This window comes from Rosettibacter firmus, assembly GCF_036860695.1.
GTDB classification, from domain to species: Bacteria; Bacteroidota; Ignavibacteria; order Ignavibacteriales; family Melioribacteraceae; genus Rosettibacter; species Rosettibacter firmus.
Genome location: NZ_JAYKGJ010000001.1, coordinates 1,293,504 through 1,311,793, shown reverse-complemented (window position 1 = coordinate 1,311,793; position 18,290 = coordinate 1,293,504). Strand labels below are relative to the sequence as shown.

Annotated in this window: 16 protein-coding genes; 8 read left to right on the top strand and 8 right to left on the bottom strand. The window is 31.4% G+C overall.

The window, feature by feature from the left end:
• Positions 1-7 precede the first annotated feature (7 nt).
• Genes argC through argH form a run of 6 tightly spaced genes read left to right on the top strand, consistent with a single transcriptional unit; the run spans position 8 to position 6,175 of the window.
• Positions 8-1,042: an N-acetyl-gamma-glutamyl-phosphate reductase gene (gene argC, locus VJY38_RS05600; RefSeq protein ID WP_353679688.1), complete on the top strand. Its 1,035-nt coding sequence runs from the start codon at positions 8-10 to the stop codon at positions 1,040-1,042.
• Entirely contained in the window at positions 1,021-2,244 is a 1,224-nt protein-coding gene (argJ, locus tag VJY38_RS05595) for a bifunctional glutamate N-acetyltransferase/amino-acid acetyltransferase ArgJ (protein ID WP_353679687.1), read from the top strand. Before argC ends, argJ begins: the two co-directional genes overlap by 22 nt.
• Positions 2,241-3,089: an acetylglutamate kinase gene (gene argB / locus VJY38_RS05590; protein ID WP_353679686.1), complete on the top strand. Its 849-nt coding sequence runs from the start codon at positions 2,241-2,243 to the stop codon at positions 3,087-3,089. The genes argJ and argB overlap by 4 nt, the downstream gene beginning before the upstream one ends.
• A 24-nt stretch (positions 3,090-3,113) precedes the next feature.
• Positions 3,114-3,575, top strand: a complete 462-nt coding sequence (gene argR, locus VJY38_RS05585) for an arginine repressor (protein WP_353679685.1) — start codon at positions 3,114-3,116, stop codon at positions 3,573-3,575.
• 1 nt (position 3,576) lies between these two features.
• Positions 3,577-4,803 (top strand): argininosuccinate synthase, encoded by a 1,227-nt coding sequence (locus VJY38_RS05580; RefSeq protein WP_353679684.1) that lies wholly within the window; start codon positions 3,577-3,579, stop codon positions 4,801-4,803.
• A gap of 1 nt (position 4,804) precedes the next feature.
• Positions 4,805-6,175 (top strand): argininosuccinate lyase, encoded by a 1,371-nt coding sequence (argH, locus tag VJY38_RS05575; RefSeq protein WP_353679683.1) that lies wholly within the window; start codon positions 4,805-4,807, stop codon positions 6,173-6,175.
• Between the two features lie 90 nt (positions 6,176-6,265).
• Here the strand turns inward: argH and VJY38_RS05570 are convergent, their stop codons facing one another.
• From VJY38_RS05570 to VJY38_RS05545, 6 genes are all read right to left on the bottom strand, one after another.
• Complete coding sequence (locus VJY38_RS05570; RefSeq protein ID WP_353679682.1) at positions 6,266-7,585, bottom strand: TrpB-like pyridoxal phosphate-dependent enzyme; 1,320 nt, start codon at positions 7,583-7,585, stop codon at positions 6,266-6,268.
• Between the two features lie 219 nt (positions 7,586-7,804).
• Positions 7,805-8,455 (bottom strand): DNA alkylation repair protein, encoded by a 651-nt coding sequence (locus tag VJY38_RS05565; RefSeq protein ID WP_353679681.1) that lies wholly within the window; start codon positions 8,453-8,455, stop codon positions 7,805-7,807.
• A 139-nt stretch (positions 8,456-8,594) separates the two neighbouring features.
• On the bottom strand, positions 8,595-10,517 hold the full coding sequence (locus VJY38_RS05560; protein ID WP_353679680.1) for a CotH family protein: 1,923 nt from the start codon (positions 10,515-10,517) through the stop codon (positions 8,595-8,597).
• Positions 10,514-11,350 carry a glycoside hydrolase family 16 protein gene (locus tag VJY38_RS05555; protein WP_353679679.1) on the bottom strand — a complete coding sequence of 279 codons (837 nt, stop codon included), beginning with the start codon at positions 11,348-11,350 and terminating at the stop codon, positions 10,514-10,516. Before VJY38_RS05555 ends, VJY38_RS05560 begins: the two co-directional genes overlap by 4 nt.
• A 99-nt stretch (positions 11,351-11,449) precedes the next feature.
• The gene (locus tag VJY38_RS05550; RefSeq protein ID WP_353679678.1) at positions 11,450-12,397 is read right to left on the bottom strand and encodes an MBL fold metallo-hydrolase; all 948 of its coding nucleotides are present in this window, start codon (positions 12,395-12,397) and stop codon (positions 11,450-11,452) included.
• 62 nt (positions 12,398-12,459) lie between these two features.
• Positions 12,460-12,921, bottom strand: a complete 462-nt coding sequence (locus VJY38_RS05545) for a TPM domain-containing protein (RefSeq protein ID WP_353679677.1) — start codon at positions 12,919-12,921, stop codon at positions 12,460-12,462.
• Positions 12,922-13,036: 115 nt separating this feature from the next.
• Between VJY38_RS05545 and gpmA the strand changes: the two genes are divergently transcribed.
• Positions 13,037-13,783 carry a 2,3-diphosphoglycerate-dependent phosphoglycerate mutase gene (gene gpmA, locus VJY38_RS05540; RefSeq protein ID WP_353679676.1) on the top strand — a complete coding sequence of 249 codons (747 nt, stop codon included), beginning with the start codon at positions 13,037-13,039 and terminating at the stop codon, positions 13,781-13,783.
• 80 nt (positions 13,784-13,863) lie between these two features.
• Entirely contained in the window at positions 13,864-14,889 is a 1,026-nt protein-coding gene (locus VJY38_RS05535; RefSeq protein WP_353679675.1) for a PorV/PorQ family protein, read from the top strand.
• Between the two features lie 124 nt (positions 14,890-15,013).
• Here the strand turns inward: VJY38_RS05535 and VJY38_RS05530 are convergent, their stop codons facing one another.
• Both VJY38_RS05530 and VJY38_RS05525 read right to left on the bottom strand, forming a co-directional pair.
• Positions 15,014-16,213, bottom strand: a complete 1,200-nt coding sequence (locus VJY38_RS05530) for a glycoside hydrolase family 130 protein (protein ID WP_353679674.1) — start codon at positions 16,211-16,213, stop codon at positions 15,014-15,016.
• Positions 16,214-16,256: 43 nt separating this feature from the next.
• Positions 16,257-18,098 (bottom strand): sodium:solute symporter family protein, encoded by a 1,842-nt coding sequence (locus VJY38_RS05525; protein ID WP_353679673.1) that lies wholly within the window; start codon positions 18,096-18,098, stop codon positions 16,257-16,259.
• Positions 18,099-18,290 lie beyond the last annotated feature (192 nt).

Below are 18,290 nucleotides of genomic sequence, written 5' to 3'. Positions count from 1 at the left end.
AGTTACTATGATAAATGTAGGAATAATTGGAGCTACAGGATATTCTGGCTATGAATTGGTTAGACTTTTATTAAACCATCCTGAAGTGAATATAAAGAGATTGTTTGGTCAATCTACTGCTGGATTACGTATAGATGAGATTCATACTTCGTTAAGAAAATTAATTTCATTAACAGTAGATAGTTTTTCAGAAGAGTTATTGAATGGATTGGATTTATTGTTTGTTGCACTTCCTTCTGGTCAGGCTTTTGAATTTGTAAAAGCTGCTTACAATAAAAATATTAAAGTGATTGATATAGGTGGCGACTTCAGACTGAAAAACATTGATGACTATAAAAAATATTATAAGCATGAACATTTAGCTATTGAGCTTCTTGATAAAGCTGTTTATGGACTCAGTGAATGGAACGAAGATGCAATTTCAAAAGCAGAAATTATATCGAATCCTGGATGTTATCCAACAAGTATTTTACTGGCAATTTTACCTTTACTGAAGAATAATGTTATTGAAAATTCTGATGTGAATATAGTATCATACAGCGGTACTTCAGGAGCTGGAAAATCTGCTGTTCAAAACATGATTTTTAGCGAAGTAAATGAAAATGTTCGAGCTTATAAAGTTGGAGTTCATCAACATATTCCTGAAATAAAATATTATCTGGAATTTTTTGGAGAACGTTCAATAAAATTTTCTTTTGTTCCACATCTTTTACCAGCAACAAGAGGAATTTATACAACAATCAATGCTAAATTAAAAGATGGTATTAATGAAAATAATGTTAGAGATATTTTTTTCAGTACTTATGAAACAAAACCATTTATTCGAGTATTAAACGATAGTGTTCCCGAAATGAAAGATGTTACATATACAAATTTTTGTGATATTGGTTTTAAAGTAATTGAAGATAATTCAATAATAATTTTTTCAACTATAGATAATTTAATTAAAGGTGCTGCAGGACAGGCAATTCAAAACATGAATATATTATTTGGTTTTCCACAAGAAACAGGATTAATAAAATGGAACAAACTTGCGAAATAGCAATCGATATGAAAACTGGTGTAATAGCCCCAAAAGGGTTTAAAGCTGCTGGAATTCATTGCGGAATTAAGCGTTTTAAAAAAGATTTAGCTTTAATAGTTTCTGATGTACCTGCAACCGCTGCAGGTGTTTTTACTCAGAACAAAGTTCAAGCAGCTCCTGTATTATTATGCAAAAAGTATCTTCAGGAAAATGAAAAATTTAGAGCAATAATAATAAACAGTGGAAATGCTAATGCATGTACAGGAGAACAGGGCTATAAAGATGCTGTTATGATGTCTGTATTAACAGCAGAAGAATTGAATATCAAACCAGAAGAAGTTTTTGTTTCTTCTACAGGTGTTATTGGTGAACTGCTACCGATGGATAAAATTTCTGCTGGAATAAAAAAAATTGTACATCATTTGAATAATGATGATTATAAATCTCCTGCAGAAGCTATTTTAACTACAGATACATTTATAAAAACTGCTTCGGTTAGCTTTCAAATTGATGGTAAAGAAGTAACTATTGGAGGTATAGCTAAAGGTTCTGGAATGATTCATCCAAATATGGCAACTATGCTGGCTTTTGTTACAACCGATGCAGCAATTGAAAAAAATACTTTTCAAACAATGCTGAAAGAAATTACTGATAAAACTTTTAATAGAATTGTTGTTGATGGTGATACAAGCACAAACGATATGGTAATTGCACTGGCTAATGGTATGTCAGGTATAGAAACAATTTTTGCTGATACCGAGGCTTATAGAATTTTTTATGAAAATCTTTATGAAATTCTTAAAAAACTTTCAATTGATATAGTGAAAGATGGCGAAGGTGCAACTAAATTGGTGGAAATAAATGTTGAAGGGGCTTTAAATGACGAACAAGCCTTAAAAGCTGCAAAAACAGTTGCATTGTCTCCACTTGTTAAAACAGCCATTCACGGAGAAGATGCAAATTGGGGAAGAATTATTGCAGCTGTTGGATATTCAGGTGTTGAATTCGATCCAGCTAAGTTTGAAATTATAATCAATGGACAACCAGTATTAATGCAAAATTATAAAGTTGCTCTTACGGCAAAAGAAGCTAATAAATTGCTAAAACCAGATGAGATAAATCTTTTATTGAAATTAAATCTTGGAAATGGAACGGCTACATGCTGGACGTGTGATTTTTCTGAAGAATATGTAAAAATTAATGGGAGTTATAGAACTTGACACAACCAAACTACAGAAAAGAAGATGTTCTGGTAGAAGCTCTGCCATATATTCAACAATTTGAAAATGCAATTTTTGTGATTAAGTATGGTGGAGCAGTAATGCATGATGAATCATTAAAACAAATGGTTGCTCAGGATGTTACTTTGCTCAGAAAAATTGGTATTAATGTCATTGTTGTACACGGAGGTGGAAAAGAAATTACAGCACTATCAGAAAAATTAAATTTAAAAACTACTTTCGTTAATGGTCAACGCTATACAGATGAACAAACTCGAGATGTTGTTCAGATGGTTCTTGCAGGTTTAATAAATAAAGATATTGTTAGAAGAATTAATATTTACGGTGGTCGAGCAGTAGGAATAAGCGGAATAGATGCTGGTCTGGTTAATGTTAAGAAATATAACAAAGAAGATCTTGGACTTGTTGGTGAAATTACAAGCATTAATGAATCATTCATAAAAAACTTATTGAGAGATGGATATCTACCTGTAATAGCTCCTATTGGTGTTGATGCAGATGGAACTATTTATAATGTGAATGCAGACATAGCTGCCAGTAGCATTGCTGGAGCTTTACATGCAACAAAGCTGGTTTATATGACAGATATTGAAGGTGTTAAAGCTGGTAATAATTTAATTTCGCACCTTACAAAAAGTGATGCAGAAAAGTATATTTCTGATGGAACAATTAGTGGTGGAATGATTCCTAAAGTAACTTCTGCTATTTCAGCACTTAATTCGGGCGTTCAAAAAGTTCATATAATTGATGGAAGAATTCAACATGCTCTTTTACTGGAAATATTTACAACCGAAGGTGTAGGAACTGAAATAGTATCAGAATAAATTAAAAAATATTAATGGTGATTTATGAGTAGAAAATTAGAAGATATTCAAAAACGTCATGCTTTAATTAAAACACTTATTTCTTCACAAAATATTTATAATCAAACACAACTTGTAAAAATACTTAAACAGAAAGGTATTAAAGTTACTCAGGCAACATTATCAAGAGATTTATCTGAACTTGGAGTGGTGCGTGTTCCTACTTCTGAAGGACTTGTTTATAAATTAGGTTCAGAAGGTGGTGATGGAGCAATTCGTACACATATAGCAGAAGAAATTATTTCTATTGAATCTAATGAATGTGTTGTTCTTGTTAAAACTTTTCTTGGAAGAGCTTCTGGTGTTGCTGTTTATATTGATAAACAAAACGATCCTGAAATTCTTGGTACAATTGCTGGCGATGATACTATTATCGTTGTTCCTAAAACAATTAAAAATATAAAAAAAGTAACTGAGCAATTAAAAACAATATTAGGGATTAAGTAATATGAGCAAGCAAAAAATAGTTGTTGCATACTCAGGTGGACTCGATACTTCGGTTATGGTTCACTGGCTTAAAAAGAATTATGATGCCGAGATAATTACTTTTACTGGCAATCTTGGCCAATCAAAAGAATTAGAAGGCCTTGAAGAAAAAGCACTTAAATCTGGTGCTTCGAAAGTATATATTGAAGATTTAACCAGAGAATTTCTTGAAGAATATGCTTTCCCTGCTCTTAAAGCTGGTGCACTATATGAAGGTGCTTATCCAATGGCAACTTCGTTAGGCAGACCATTACTTGCAAAAGCTCTTGTTGAAATTGCAAGAAAAGAAAATGCTACTATGGTAGCTCATGGTTGTACAGGAAAAGGAAACGATCAGGTTCGCTTTGAAGTTTCTGTAGGTGCTTTAGCTCCAGATATAAAATGTATTGCTCCTTTAAGAACATGGGAATTTAAATCAAGAGAAGAAGAAATTGACTACGCAATCGCAAATAATATTCCTGTTGCTGCCACAAAAAGTAATCCTTATTCTATTGACGATAATATATGGGGAACAGCAATTGAATGTGGTGTGCTGGAAGATCCAATGGTAGAACCACCAGAAGATGCTTTCATTCATACAGTATCGCCAGAAAATGCACCAGATCAACCAGAACTTGTTACTATTGAATTTGAATCTGGAATACCAAAAAGTGTAAATGGTAAAGAAATGGATTCGATTTCTCTTGTTCAATTATTAAATGAAATTGGTGGAAGAAATGCTATCGGAAGAATCGATATGATTGAAAATAGATTGGTTGGAATTAAATCAAGAGAAGTTTATGAAGCTCCTGCTGCAACAATTCTTCATTTTGCACATAAGGAATTAGAAAGAATTACACTTGAAAAATCTGTTATGCATTTTAAAACATTAATATCGCAGGAATATGCTAACTTAGTTTATAATGGATTATGGTTTACTCCACTACGAGAAGCACTTCAGGCATTTGTTGATAAAACACAGGAAAAAGTAACTGGTCTGGTAAAACTTAAACTTTATAAAGGAACAATAAAAATTTCTGGTAGAACTTCTCCATATTCATTATACGATCCAGCATTAGCAACTTATACTGCAGAAGATCAATTCGATCATTCTGCTTCGGAAGGATTTATCAAAATTTATGGTCTACCTTATAAAACAATAAATAGAGTAATGCAAAAAGTAGAAGTAGAAAGTAAGCTTTCGGTCTAAAATGGCACTGTGGAATAGTAGATTTAAAAAACAACTTGCAGAATCGGCATTAAAATTTTCTTCTTCAATCGATATTGATCAAAAATTATTTAATGAAGATATTGATGGAAGTATTGCTCATGTTAGAATGCTTTCAAAACAAAAAATAATTAGTCCTGCTGAAGAAAAGAAAATTATCGATTCACTTGAAGAAATAAGAAATGAAATTCTAAATAATAAATTAAAGCTTGACTGGAAAAAAGAAGATATTCATTCTGTAATCGAAGAAAGACTTGTAGAAAAAATTGGTGAGACTGGTAAAAAACTTCATACTGCCAGAAGTCGAAATGATCAAATTGCATTAGATGAAAGATTATATATCAAAAAAGAAATTGGAGTTCTGGAGAAATTAATATCATCATTTCAAAAGGTATTACTAAAAATAGCTGATAAGCATAAAGATACAATTATACCAGGCTATACACATCTTCAAAGAGCACAACCAATTTTATTTGCACATCATTTACTGGCATATATCGAGATGTTGCAAAGAGACAAAGAAAGATTAAGTGATTTATTAAAAAGAGTAAATCTATCTCCACTTGGTGCTGCTGCTTTTGCAGGCACTTCAATTTTAATTGATAGATATTATTCTGCTAAATTATTAAAGATGAATGGAATAATTGAAAACAGTATCGATGCTGTAAGTGATCGTGATGTTTTAATAGAATTAATTTCTGCCTGTTCAATAATTATGATGCATCTCAGTCGTTTAAGCGAAGAACTTATTTTATGGAGTTCACAGGAATTTTCTTTTGCTTCTTTTGATGATGAATATGCTACAGGTAGCAGTTTAATGCCACAGAAAAAAAATCCAGACTTTGCAGAATTAATTAGGGCTAAAACGGGAAGAGTATATGGTTCACTTATTGGATTGCTTACTGTTATGAAAGCACTTCCTCTGGCTTACAATCGTGATATGCAAGAAGATAAATATCACCTTTTTAATGCAGTAGATACAACGAAAGATTGTTTGAATATAATTACAGAATTGTTAATGCATACTAACTTTAATAAAAATAGATTTGTTGATGAATTAAAAGGCGATTTATCTCTTGCAACCGATCTGGTTGATTATCTGGTTAGAAAAAATGTTCCATTCAGGAAAGCTCATAATTTAGTTGGGAAAGTTGTTTCGAAATGTGTAGAAGAAAATTTGAAACTTCATCAGCTTTCCATCAGTGATTATAAAAAAATATCAACAAAGTTTGATGATGATATTTATGAGCTTTTTAATCCTGGTGTAAGTATTAAAAACAAAAAATCTGAAGGAAGCACATCATATAAAGAAGTTGAAAAGCAAATTCAGAAGTGGAAGAAAATATTGAAATAAGTTATTTCTAATTTTTTGGTTTATTAAAAAAATGAAATGCCCGCAATTAGCAGCGGGCATTAAAATTAAATGATGATTACGCTGAATATTTTACTTACTGTTACCATTGTCAAGAAGATTTTCAAGATAAAGTTCATAAGCTCCCAGATCTAAAAATCCGTGACCGGATAAATTGAACAAAATAGTTTTTGCTTCACCGGTTTCTTTACATCTTAAAGCCTGTTCAATAACTTCTTTTACAGCATGAGAGCTTTCTGGAGCTGGCACAATTCCTTCACATTGAGCAAAAAGTTGTGCTGCTTTGAATACTTCGAGCTGACCATATGCTTTTGCATTAATTGCTCCTATATTATAAAGCAATGAAATTGTAGGAGCCATTCCATGATAACGTAAACCACCTGCATGAATTTTAGGTGGAATAAAATCATGGCCAAGTGTATACATTTTAATTAAAGGAGTTAATCCTGCTTCGTCTCCAAAATCATAATCAAATTTTCCTTTTGTGAGAGATGGACACGAAGAAGGTTCAACAGCAATTACTTCAAGATTTTTCTTTGTGCCATTTAGTTTATCACGCAGAAATGGAAAAGCAATACCAGCAAAATTACTTCCACCGCCCACACAACCAATTACAACATCTGGATATTCATCGAGCATTTCCATTTGAAGACGTGCTTCTTCGCCAATTATTGTTTGATGTAATAATACATGATTTAATACACTTCCAAGACTATAATTTGTATCATCTCTTTGAACTGCAACTTCAATTGCTTCGCTAATTGCAATACCCAGTGATCCCGGTGAATCTGGATCTTTTTCTAAAACTTTTCTTCCTGCATTTGTTAAATTTGTTGGACTTGCATGAACTGTAGCACCAAATAATCTCATAAATGTTTTTCGATAAGGTTTTTGATTATAACTTACTTTTACCATAAATATTTCACATTCTAATCCAAAATGTTTACAGGCCATTGCTAGTGCACTTCCCCATTGACCAGCTCCTGTTTCTGTTACAAGTTTTTTTATTCCAGCTTTTTTATTGTAATATGCCTGTGCATAAGAAGTATTTGTCTTGTGACTTCCTGTTGGATTGGCTCCCTCGTACTTAAAATAAATTTTTGCTGGAGTTTGTAATTCGGCTTCTAAATTTGCTGCTCGAATTAATGGTGTTGGTCTACTTAACCTGTATAAATCTCTTACTTCATCTGGAATTTCAATAAATCTTTCCTGCGTTACTTCTTGCATAATTAAATCCATTGGAAATATTGCAGCAAGTTCCTGGGGTGTTGCTGGTTGTTTTGTTGCTGGATTTAATGGTGGATCAAGTGGTTTGGGCAAGTCTGCTAAAATGTTGTAATAATGAGTGGGCATTTTCGTTTGCTCAAGAAAAACGATTTTGTTTTCTGACATTTTAACCTCCTGTGTTTGTATGTCTTCTCAATTTCAAATTACTTTAAAACAAAAAAGCCGTGAATGGTTCTACCATCCACGGCTCTTTCATAAAATATATAGACCTAGGACGGTAGAGAAATTATTCTCCACCACCAGTTATTTACAATATTAATTGATTTTAAATTCATGGTTCAAAGGTAAATTTTGAAGTTAGATTTGTCAAGAAATTTTTATTAATTAAATTATTTTTTTCAATTCTCTAATAGCATCGCGAGCTATCCATTTAGCACTAGAATCCATTTTCAAAATTTCTTCTGATAATTGTAAAGCTTTGTTTTTTAGATACTCGTTTCTCTTACCAATCTGCCTTAATGCCCAGTTAACTGCTTTTTTTACATAGTTACGTTCATCAAGAGCTTGCTTTTTTATTAATGTGAAAAATTTAATAAACTCTTTGTTATTCATATTCTTATCATGTGCAAGACAGGCAATCAATGTAAAAGCTGCTCTCTTTACAAATTCTTTTTTGCTATTTGACCACTTAAATATTTTTTCTTTAGCAAAAGGACTTTTACTAAAAAGATTCATACATACCTGGTCACATAAATCCCATGAATTAAATTCTTTTGCCCATTTATCCATTTGCAATTTTGAAACTAATTCTGGTTCATCAATCATCGAAGCTAAAATTCTTGCTTCGTGATATTTTGTTTCCCAGAGTTGTAGTGCGAGATTATGATTTTTACCAATTTTCTTTGCAAGTGCTCTCAGAAAAGGAATTGATATTCCAAAAGCTTTTTCAACATTAATTCCGAAACGAGCCATCCCTGCAAGATTATTTTTGTTTTTATGTTTCTTAAGTTCTTTTATTATTTCTTCTACTGTCATTGCAGTGCTCATAAATAATTTCAATACAATAAAATTTTATTCTTTATTAGAATCTATAAATTATTTATGAAACTTCATCGTAAACAAAAAAGATCTTGTTTTATTATAGTATGTGAAAGGAAGGTTAGTAGAGAGATTATTATTTAATTAGAATAAATTTTTTTGTAATTGAAGATGTAGCTGATTGTAATCTATAAAAGTAAACTCCTTCCGATAAATTTAATTTATCTGCCGAAAAAGTTATTTGATAATCACCAGCTTTTTGAAATTCATTTAAAAGGGTTGCAACTTCTTTTCCAAGTAAATCATAAATTTTTATTACAACTGGTGTAGACTCAGAAAGATGATATTTTATTATGGTTTCAGAATTAAATGGATTGGGATAATTTTGGAATAAAATAGTTATGTTGTTTTGAGTTTTGTTTTCTTCAATATCTGTTAAGGTTGAAGTAAAAATAAATTTTGGTGAAATGGTAACAACCTGATTTTTTTTCCAGCCCAGACCATAAACAGTAAATTCTCCATAATCAAATAAGGTAATATTTACAATATCATTTTCTAAGGAGATTTTTAGATTAGAATTATTTGTTACAAAAGTAATAGAATCAATGTTGTGTGTAGAATTAATAAAATAATTTTTATCGAAGATATATTTTGTAGTAGTTCCGTTAAATTTAATTTCAATATTATCATTTATCTCATTCCAGTCAACATAAGAAAATTCAGAAGGAATATTTTTATTAAGCCATTCTAATCTTTGTTTAATCCAATTTTTAAGATAATTAATTTCTTCTTCGTAAGAAGTAAATTTATTTTTATTAGGCCAGATGTAGGTAATTCCATCAAAACATTGTTTCCATTTTGTAAAGTTTCTTTCTTTTGCTTCCGAAATTTTTGTTACACATTCATCAATGAAATTAGAAATGTATTCGTAACTTAAAATATTATCTTTAAGTTCATTCCATCTTTTTGCAAATTTGTTTTTGAAAATAGGATCGTCATAAAGTTTAGAAACCCAGAAAGGATTTTGCCAGAAGTCATTTCCAAGATATACTTTATATTGCCATCCTTCGGGTTTGTATCCTTCGTAGTAATCTGCAAGACCAAAAGATAAATCAAAATCCCAGAGTGGGCCTGCGCATAGTTTTTTATTTCTGTCTTTATGAAAGTATGTGCTTAGACGATAAGCATCAACACTTTTTGAAAATTCAAACATCAAGAACACATCTACGAAAGAATCAACATCTATATAATTTTGATAACCATAAAAAGGATCGTTATAATTAGAAACACTCATTACCTTTTCAAAATCTGTAACATAGTTTTTTATATATTCGGCTTGAGCCGAGTCAATTTCATCGGACTTTGGATAATAATAAATATATTCTATTCTTTGGTAAGCACCAGGGAAAGGTGGATATGGCGATTTCCATGTTTTATCACCTGCATCTGCTTTATCAATTTTAATGATATATCCACCCGTAATAGCTTCTCCTTCAATATCTGTAGGTTCTAATTTAGTTATGTTAACTCTTTTTTTATCTCTTTTGATTTTTTCCTGAAGTATATAAACTCCACGATATTCATTATTAATTATTAGTTCACAAAATTTTGTACGCGAAGAATATCTGCCCATATCATTAAAAAGTTTGAATGCAAGAACATTTCTCAATAGTGATTTATCGATATAAGAAGCATTTAATACCCAGTCACTTTCTTTTGGTAATCCAAGCAGAGAAACATCAAGGTCGTTTCCAAGTGAATCGATGGTTTCAAATCCATGCTGTTTTTTATCAAATTGTTGTGAACTATGACCTCGTATTTCAATAGCTATTTTTCCATTGTATGCATTAAATGGGTCTGTAATATGATTAATATTTCCTTCTCCATTATCAATTATGCCCATGTGAGCTTCAATTTTAGATTTGTCTAAAATTGTTTTGCCTTGCGTATCAATTACAATAATTGGAAGGTTTGATGAAGTAAAGTTGATCTGTGATAAAGAAATTTGTACAACGATAAAGAAAATTATGAGCGAGTATTTGATATTTATAAAATTCATTCGATCTTTTTGTAAACTCTTACATATTCAATTTCCATTTTTTGTGGAAATATAGAATTATCAATTCCTTGAGCACCGCCCCAATCACCACCAATTGCAATGTTTAATATTAAGTGGAAATCTTTAAAGAATGGCCAGTATTCCCAGCCTTTATTTTCATTTTTGAATGTGAAATAGTGTTTATCATCGACAAAAATTTTTATTTCGTCTTTGTTCCATTCTAAAATGTAATTATGAAAATTATCAGTACAATCAGGAATTTTTATTGTAGCTGTTTTTTGTGTTCCAATTCTCCAGTAATATTTATTACAATGAATTGATCCATGAATTACACCGGGATCGTAACCTACGTGTTCCATTATATCAATTTCACCATTGTCTGGCCAGCTTCCATTTCCCAGATTCCACACTGTAGGAAGCATCCATATTGCAGGCCATGTACCTCTTCCTTTTGGAAGTTTGGCTCTAATTTCAAAACGGCCATATGTCCAATCTCCTTTTCCTCGTGTAACAAGACGAGCAGATGTATATTCTTTTCCATTCCAGAAATCTCTTCGTGCTTCAATGATTAATTTGCCATTTTCTACGCGTGCATTTTCAAGTCGTGCTGAGTAATATTGTTTTTCGTTATTTCCCCATCCACTATCTCCAATATCGTAACCCCATTTTTGTGGATTGGGATAACCTTCGTAATTAAATTCATCTGACCAAACAAGTTCCCATCCAGGTATTGCTGTTGTATCTTTATCATCTGGCTCTGTAGTACTTGATTTACAACTACAAAATGTAAGTGTTAGAATTAGTGATAACTGAAGAATGATTATTGCTTTCATTGTAAACCCGAGCATTAATTAATTCTTTTATTATAACTTATCATTATTTTTTGAAATAATCAGCAGAAATTAAAGTAAAGTTTGCTGGATAAGTAGAAATTAATTTTTAAGCTGGAAAGTCATTCCTATTTCATCGAGAGCAATTTTTAGTGGATATTTAGGGGCTGAACTTCTCAACCACTCAATTGGTTCATTAATTGGCTCGATACCAAGTTTAAATGTTTTTGTGTGAATGGGGATGAAATATTTTGCTTTTAATTCTGTTGCCATTTTTAATGCTTCTTCTGGATTGCAATGATTTCTTTTCCATGGATTGTATGCACCAATTGGCATAATGGCAATATCAATATTTTCTTCTTTTGATTTTTTTAATTTATCTGTAAATGCAGTATCTCCTCCAAATAAAATTTTTTTACCATTCAATTCGATAATGTAAGCATTAAAACTTCTTCCATCTTTGAAAAATCCTCTCGACCTATCTTTTTCCCATGGAAATCGCCATCCAAAATGTTTTACTTCGAGTGCTTTGAAGCGAATTCCATGAAGAATTTTTTCTTCGTTCCAGTCTAACACATTGATTGAATGCCAGTCTAAATTTTTAATTACATCTTTTGTATTGTATGCAGTTATGACATCAATTTTATGAGGAAATTTTTTTGAGAGATATTTTAATGTTGGATAATCCATATGATCCATGTGTGCATGTGAAAGTAAAATAATATCGGGTTGTGGAATTTCATCGATGTCTAATGCTGGGGGAGAAATTCTTGTGGGTCCATAACTTGTTCCAAGTAAATAAATTCCCACTCGTTCAAACAAAACCGGGTCGGTTAAAATCCATTTGCCAAATAAATTTATTAATATAGTCGAATGTCCAATCCATGAAAGTGTAATTGAATCATTCTGCCATTGCTGTGGTTGAGGCTTATATTTTAGTTTTAATTCTGGTTTAGCATTAATTTTAGAATTGAAAAAGAAAGGGAAAAGTAATGAGCCACTGAATGACATCAATAAATTTCTTAAAAATTTTTTTCTTGTGATTTTCATAAAGTGGGTAATAATTTTTACTGAAATAATAACATCTCTTTCAGTAAAAAAATTCAATTGGTTTAATCGAGGACAATTTTATTTGAAAGTTCATTTGTGTCATCTGGCTTAATTGGAAAATATTTGCTCAAAATCTCACCTGCTTTTTCTATACAATGTAAAATTCCCTCCGAAAATTTTCCTTCCATAAAAATTAATTGAATTTCGTCTCTAAGTTTATCCCATGTATCCTGCTCAACTTTTGAATTGATTCCTTCATCTGCCAGGATATAAAATTTTCTCTCGCCAAGAAGAAGATAAAATAGGATTCCTGTTTTATCTCTTGTATTGTGCATATTTAGTTTATAAAATTCTTTTTCTGCTAATGCACGAAGATCTTTTTTTCTTTCATTAAATTTTCGGAACTCTTTTATGCAGATACGAATTTCACCCGATGTGTATTTTTCCACCTCTTTAATTTTTCTTGAAAATCTTAGAAAATCATCATCGGTAAAAAAATTATAGATAATACTTTTGGATTTCATTTAAAATATTCCTAAAATTCTATATAAAGATAAGTTAAGAAGAGATTAAAATAAACAGAATGCAATAGAATTTTATATATTTGCTATTGATTTTTTAAAAATCTATGGAGATAAAATGCACAAATTAGTTTTATTAAGACATGGCGAAAGTGAATGGAACAAATTAAATCTTTTTACTGGATGGACAGATGTTGACCTTTCTGAAAAAGGAATTGAAGAAGCACATCAAGCTGGTAAAGTTCTAAAAGAAGAAGGTTATACGTTTGATATTGCTTTTACTTCAGTTCTAAAAAGAGCAATTAAAACTCTTTACATTGCTCTCGAAGAGATGGATTTAATGTGGATTCCAGTTATTAAATCGTGGAGATTAAATGAAAGACATTATGGTGCACTGCAGGGATTAAATAAAGCAGAGACAGCTGAAAAATATGGAATGGAGAAAGTTAAACTATGGCGAAGAAGTTATGATGTTCCACCACCACCACTCGATGAAAATGATGATAGATATCCAGGAAAAGATCCCCGCTATAAAGATCTTGATAAAAAAGATATTCCTCTTACAGAAAGTTTGAAGCTAACAGTTGAAAGATTTTTACCTTACTGGCACGAAACAATTGCACCAACAATTAAAAGTGGTAAAAAAGTAATAATAGCTGCTCATGGAAATAGTTTAAGAGCTCTTGTGAAATATCTTGATAATATTTCAGATGAAGATATTGTTGAATTAAATATTCCAACAGGAATTCCACTTGTTTATGAACTTGATGATGATTTAAAACCAATTAAACATTATTATCTTGGTGATCAGGAAGCAATCAATGCAGCAATTAATGCTGTAGCCAAACAAACCGAGAAAAAGTAATTAATGTGATTTATTTTCAAAGCAAATAAAAAGGAGAAAGAACAGAATTATTTCTACATTGTCTAAAAGGGGACTAAGTTATGAGAAAAATTATTTTTATATTGTTCTTTCTCCTCCCTGCATTAATTTATTCCCAGACGGTAATAGGTAAGTATGCTGGAGAATTTTTATCCATTGGTGTTGGTGGTAGAGCTCTTGCAATGGGAGGTTCGCAGGTTGCTATTGTTAATGATATAACCAGTGGATACTGGAATCCTGCAGGATTGGCTTACTTAGATTATCCTCAAATTAGTTTAATGCACGAAGAACATTTTGGAAATCTTGTAAATTATAACTACGGCGCAATTGCAATTCCATACGAAAATGATATGAGTTTTGGTTTGAGTATTATAAGATTAAGTATTGATGGTATACCCGATACGCGTAATGCAATTTATGATGCCAATGGAGATGGAATTCTTGATATTCACGATGATATGCCAGATTATTCAAAAATTACTGAATTTAATAATTCTGATTGGGCTTTTATATTATCCTTTGCTAAACGATATAACGAAAATTTTTTCTGGGGTGCAAATGTAAAAATTATTAGAAGAGAAATAGCTGAATTTAGTGCAACAGGAATTGGTTTTGATATTGGAGCATTGTATACACCAGTTGATAATCTATTTTTAGGTCTAAACTTTCAGGATGTAACTACAACATTAATAAGCTGGAACACTGGAAGAAACGAACTTATTACCCCAACTTTAAAATTAGGAACAGCCTATTCCTTAAATATTTTAGGGGGAAATTTTTTACCCGCATTGGATTTTGATATTAGATTTGAAAACAGAAAATATGCTTCTAATTTTAATATCGGTCCAGTTAGTTTTGATTTACATACAGGAATAGAATATAATTATAAAAATATTCTTTCAATAAGAGCTGGATATAGTGATTTAAAACAGATAACATTGGGGGCAGGTATAAAACTTCCCAAACTTACAATTGACTATTCATTTGCACGAGTTTCAGAATCGGAAATAGAAAGATTGCCAGACACACATCGAATTTCATTAATACTTAGACTTGAAGAACCTGAATTTATGAGGGAGAAAAAATAATTTTTGTAAACACATTATTAATTTGAGTTCTTTATTGATTTATATTGAATGAATAAAAAAACCATGCTGCACAGTTGAAACTTAATACAGCATGGTTATAAGGAGGTACACCATGAAGAGGATCTTATTTTTTTATTTTCAATTTTTTCATGACTTCTAAATTTTTTTTGATTAATTCAACTCTTTGCTGAACACAAACTGCACTTCTTAATCCATCTTCGGGAGTATTAAGAACATAATCTAATAATTTATCAATAGTAGAAACAGCAACGTGCATTCTTGTATCGGATGAGCCATAATAAATCAGAACCTCACCATTTTTTCTTGCAACCCAGCCATTGCTGAATACAACATTAGAAACATCTCCAATTCTTTCTTCACCTTCCGGGGCAAGGAAATATCCACCCGGTTTTGCAATTACTTTGTAAGGTTCATTAAGATCTGTCAAAAACATATAAAGAACATAACGTAAACCAGCTGCTGTATTTCTTACTCCGTGAGCTAATTGTAACCATCCTTTTTCGGTTTTAATTGGTGCTGGTCCCAGACCATTTTTTACTTCTTTAATTGTATGATAAATTTTTTCATCAATAATAATTTCATCTTCGATAACTGGATTTTCAATCGAATCAACTAATCCCCATCCAATTCCACCGCCACTTCCTGTTTCAATAAATCCATCCTGGGGACGTGTATAAAAAGCATATTTGCCGTTGACAAATTCAGGGTGAAGAACAACATTTCTTTGTTGTGGAGATTTAGTTTTTAGATCTGGTAATCTTTCCCAGTTAATTAAATCTTTTGTTCTTACAATACCTGCCTGAGCAATTGCTGAAGATGTATCCGTAGAAGGAGCAGCTGGATCTTTTCTTTCTGTGCAGAAGATTCCATAAATCCAGCCGTCTTCATGTTTAACCAGTCTCATATCATAAACATTTGTATCTGGATTATCTGTTTCTGGAATAATTATAGGATAATCCCAGAATTTAAAATTATCAATTCCATTTGGCGATTCTGCAATTGCAAAAAAAGATTTTCTATCAACACCTTCAACTCGTACAGCTAAAACAATTTTGCCATTAAATTCCATTGCACCCGAGTTAAATGTTGCATTTATTCCCATTCTTTCCATTAGATAAGGATTGGTTTCATAATTTAAATCGTAACGCCAGAAAATTGGTGTGTGTTCTGCAGTTAACACAGGATATTTGTAACGATAAAAGATCCCATTGCTTTTTGGTAGTTTTACATTTTTACGTTTTATTAATTTATTGTGTTCTTCAAGTAAAGCTTTCAAACGTTCATTAAATTGTTTTTTAGTCATTTATAAAAACTCCCTTTAATGTTTTATCATATTATCATATAAATTAAATTTTATCTGCAAGCTCTTGATAGAATTTCTCTGTTTTTTCACCTGCAATTTCTTCTAATTTATTCCACCATGTAAATTTTAGAATTATTGATGTAATCAAAGTGATGGAAAGTGTTATAACCAAGCAAGTATATTCTTTGATTACAAGATACATTGGTGCAGCAAGGAGTGTTGTTTGCCATATTATTCCAATAACTACATTAAAAAGATCTCTTTTCGGATTGGCATCACATTTAAATTCAGGGAATCGCTGTTCAACTTTCTTTTTAATTGGATTCCATAAACCCCAGGGACGAACTCTCACATAAAATTTCATTAATACTTCGTCTGGTTCGGGTTCTGTTAAATAACTTCCTAATACACAACCGAGAATTGAGACTGCAAGAACGTACGGGAAAGCATTTAGTGCAGGTAAACTTGGGAATAATACAGGCATCAATAAAGCACATGCAATTCCAATTACCATACCCCAGAAATATCCATAACCATTTAATCTCCACCAGTACCACTTAAGTACATTTGCTGCAGTATAACCACCCCATAAACCATTAACAATCCATAATGTTACCTGATTAACAGATTGTGCGAGTATTCCAAAAATGAATCCCAGAAGAACAAAGAAAGCAGAAACAATTATACTTAATCTTACATATTTCTTTGCTGGAGCATTTGGGTTTATAAATTTTTTATAAATATCATTAACAACATATGCTGGTGCAGCATTAATTGTTGCAGCATAAGTTGACATAAAAGCTGCAAGGAGTCCAGCCAGTAATACACCAATAAGTCCTACAGGAATTAATTTTCTTAATGCTAATGGTAATACCATTTCAAAGTCGATATTTGTACCCATAGCTTTTAGATCTGGCATAAGAAATACTAAAGCAAGAATAGTTAATCCTGAAATCATCATATATCTTGGGAAAAAGAGAACAACAGATACAAACCAGCTCATTTTAGCAGCTTCTTTGGGATTTTTAGTAGCAAGTATTCTTTGCATATCGTAATTTGGAGCTGGACCTGCGGCACTAACCAGTATGCCTTTAAATAATACCATCATCATAAAAATTGTAAAAAGTTCGTAACCATCCTGTGCAATTTTTTGATTGACAGAATCCATTATTCCAGACCAATCAAGATTTAAATGCCATCCGAAGAAAATATTTTTCCAGCCATGTGGAATAACAGCATTTAATGCTTCTGGCGATACCATATTCATTGCAACAATACCAACAGTAATCGATGCAACTGTCATTACCAGAAATTGAAGAACTTCTGTTGCAACTACACTGACCATGCCCCCTTTTACTGCATAAATTGCTGTTATGCTCATTAATATTACTGCATATGTATCTGGCGATAAATCCCATGGGAGGAAAATTTTTGCGAACTTTCCAATCCCCTTAAAATCGTATGCTATAAAACCTACAAGACTTACCAATGCAAAACATACTACAATGTAATGAGCAAGATGAGCTCCTTTTCCATTACCGAATCTGGTCTCAATCCATTGAGCTCCAGTCATTACATTTGAACGCCTTAACCAGATTGATAAATAAGCCATTAGAAAAATTTGATTAAATATTGGCCATAACCATGGAATCCATACACTCTTTAGTCCATAAACAAATAATAAATATACAAGCCACATCGTTCCAGTTATATCAAACATTCCCGATGCATTTGATATTCCAAGTATCCACCATGGAAGAGTATTACTACCAAGAAAATATGAACCTATGTCTTTAATAGCCCTTTTAGAGACTAATATTCCTATTATTAATATTATAACAAAGTAAATTATAATAATTGCTAAATCAATTGTGTGTATTGGCATAAATTACAACCTTGGATTGTTAACATAACATTCTTATATCTCAGAAATAATGCCATAATAAAAAAATGATTTTTAACGAAAATCTGTTACTTTTTATAATTCCTGGACTGTAAGGTTTTATTATAATAATAAAAATTATGAAATTGATAATTGTTTTATTGATAATATTTGGCTTAATTAGAAAAATATAGA

Coding starts and splice junctions, on each gene's coding strand:
- argC (WP_353679688.1), top strand. CDS start 8: ATGATAAATGTAGGAATAATTGGAGCTACAGGATATTCTGGCTATGAA.
- argJ (WP_353679687.1), top strand. CDS start 1,021: ATGGAACAAACTTGCGAAATAGCAATCGATATGAAAACTGGTGTAATA.
- argR (WP_353679685.1), top strand. CDS start 3,114: ATGAGTAGAAAATTAGAAGATATTCAAAAACGTCATGCTTTAATTAAA.
- VJY38_RS05580 (WP_353679684.1), top strand. CDS start 3,577: ATGAGCAAGCAAAAAATAGTTGTTGCATACTCAGGTGGACTCGATACT.
- argH (WP_353679683.1), top strand. CDS start 4,805: ATGGCACTGTGGAATAGTAGATTTAAAAAACAACTTGCAGAATCGGCA.
- VJY38_RS05570 (WP_353679682.1), bottom strand. CDS start 7,585: ATGTCAGAAAACAAAATCGTTTTTCTTGAGCAAACGAAAATGCCCACT.
- VJY38_RS05565 (WP_353679681.1), bottom strand. CDS start 8,455: ATGACAGTAGAAGAAATAATAAAAGAACTTAAGAAACATAAAAACAAA.
- VJY38_RS05560 (WP_353679680.1), bottom strand. CDS start 10,517: ATGAATTTTATAAATATCAAATACTCGCTCATAATTTTCTTTATCGTT.
- VJY38_RS05555 (WP_353679679.1), bottom strand. CDS start 11,350: ATGAAAGCAATAATCATTCTTCAGTTATCACTAATTCTAACACTTACA.
- VJY38_RS05550 (WP_353679678.1), bottom strand. CDS start 12,397: ATGAAAATCACAAGAAAAAAATTTTTAAGAAATTTATTGATGTCATTC.
- VJY38_RS05545 (WP_353679677.1), bottom strand. CDS start 12,921: ATGAAATCCAAAAGTATTATCTATAATTTTTTTACCGATGATGATTTT.
- gpmA (WP_353679676.1), top strand. CDS start 13,037: ATGCACAAATTAGTTTTATTAAGACATGGCGAAAGTGAATGGAACAAA.
- VJY38_RS05535 (WP_353679675.1), top strand. CDS start 13,864: ATGAGAAAAATTATTTTTATATTGTTCTTTCTCCTCCCTGCATTAATT.
- VJY38_RS05530 (WP_353679674.1), bottom strand. CDS start 16,213: ATGACTAAAAAACAATTTAATGAACGTTTGAAAGCTTTACTTGAAGAA.
- VJY38_RS05525 (WP_353679673.1), bottom strand. CDS start 18,098: ATGCCAATACACACAATTGATTTAGCAATTATTATAATTTACTTTGTT.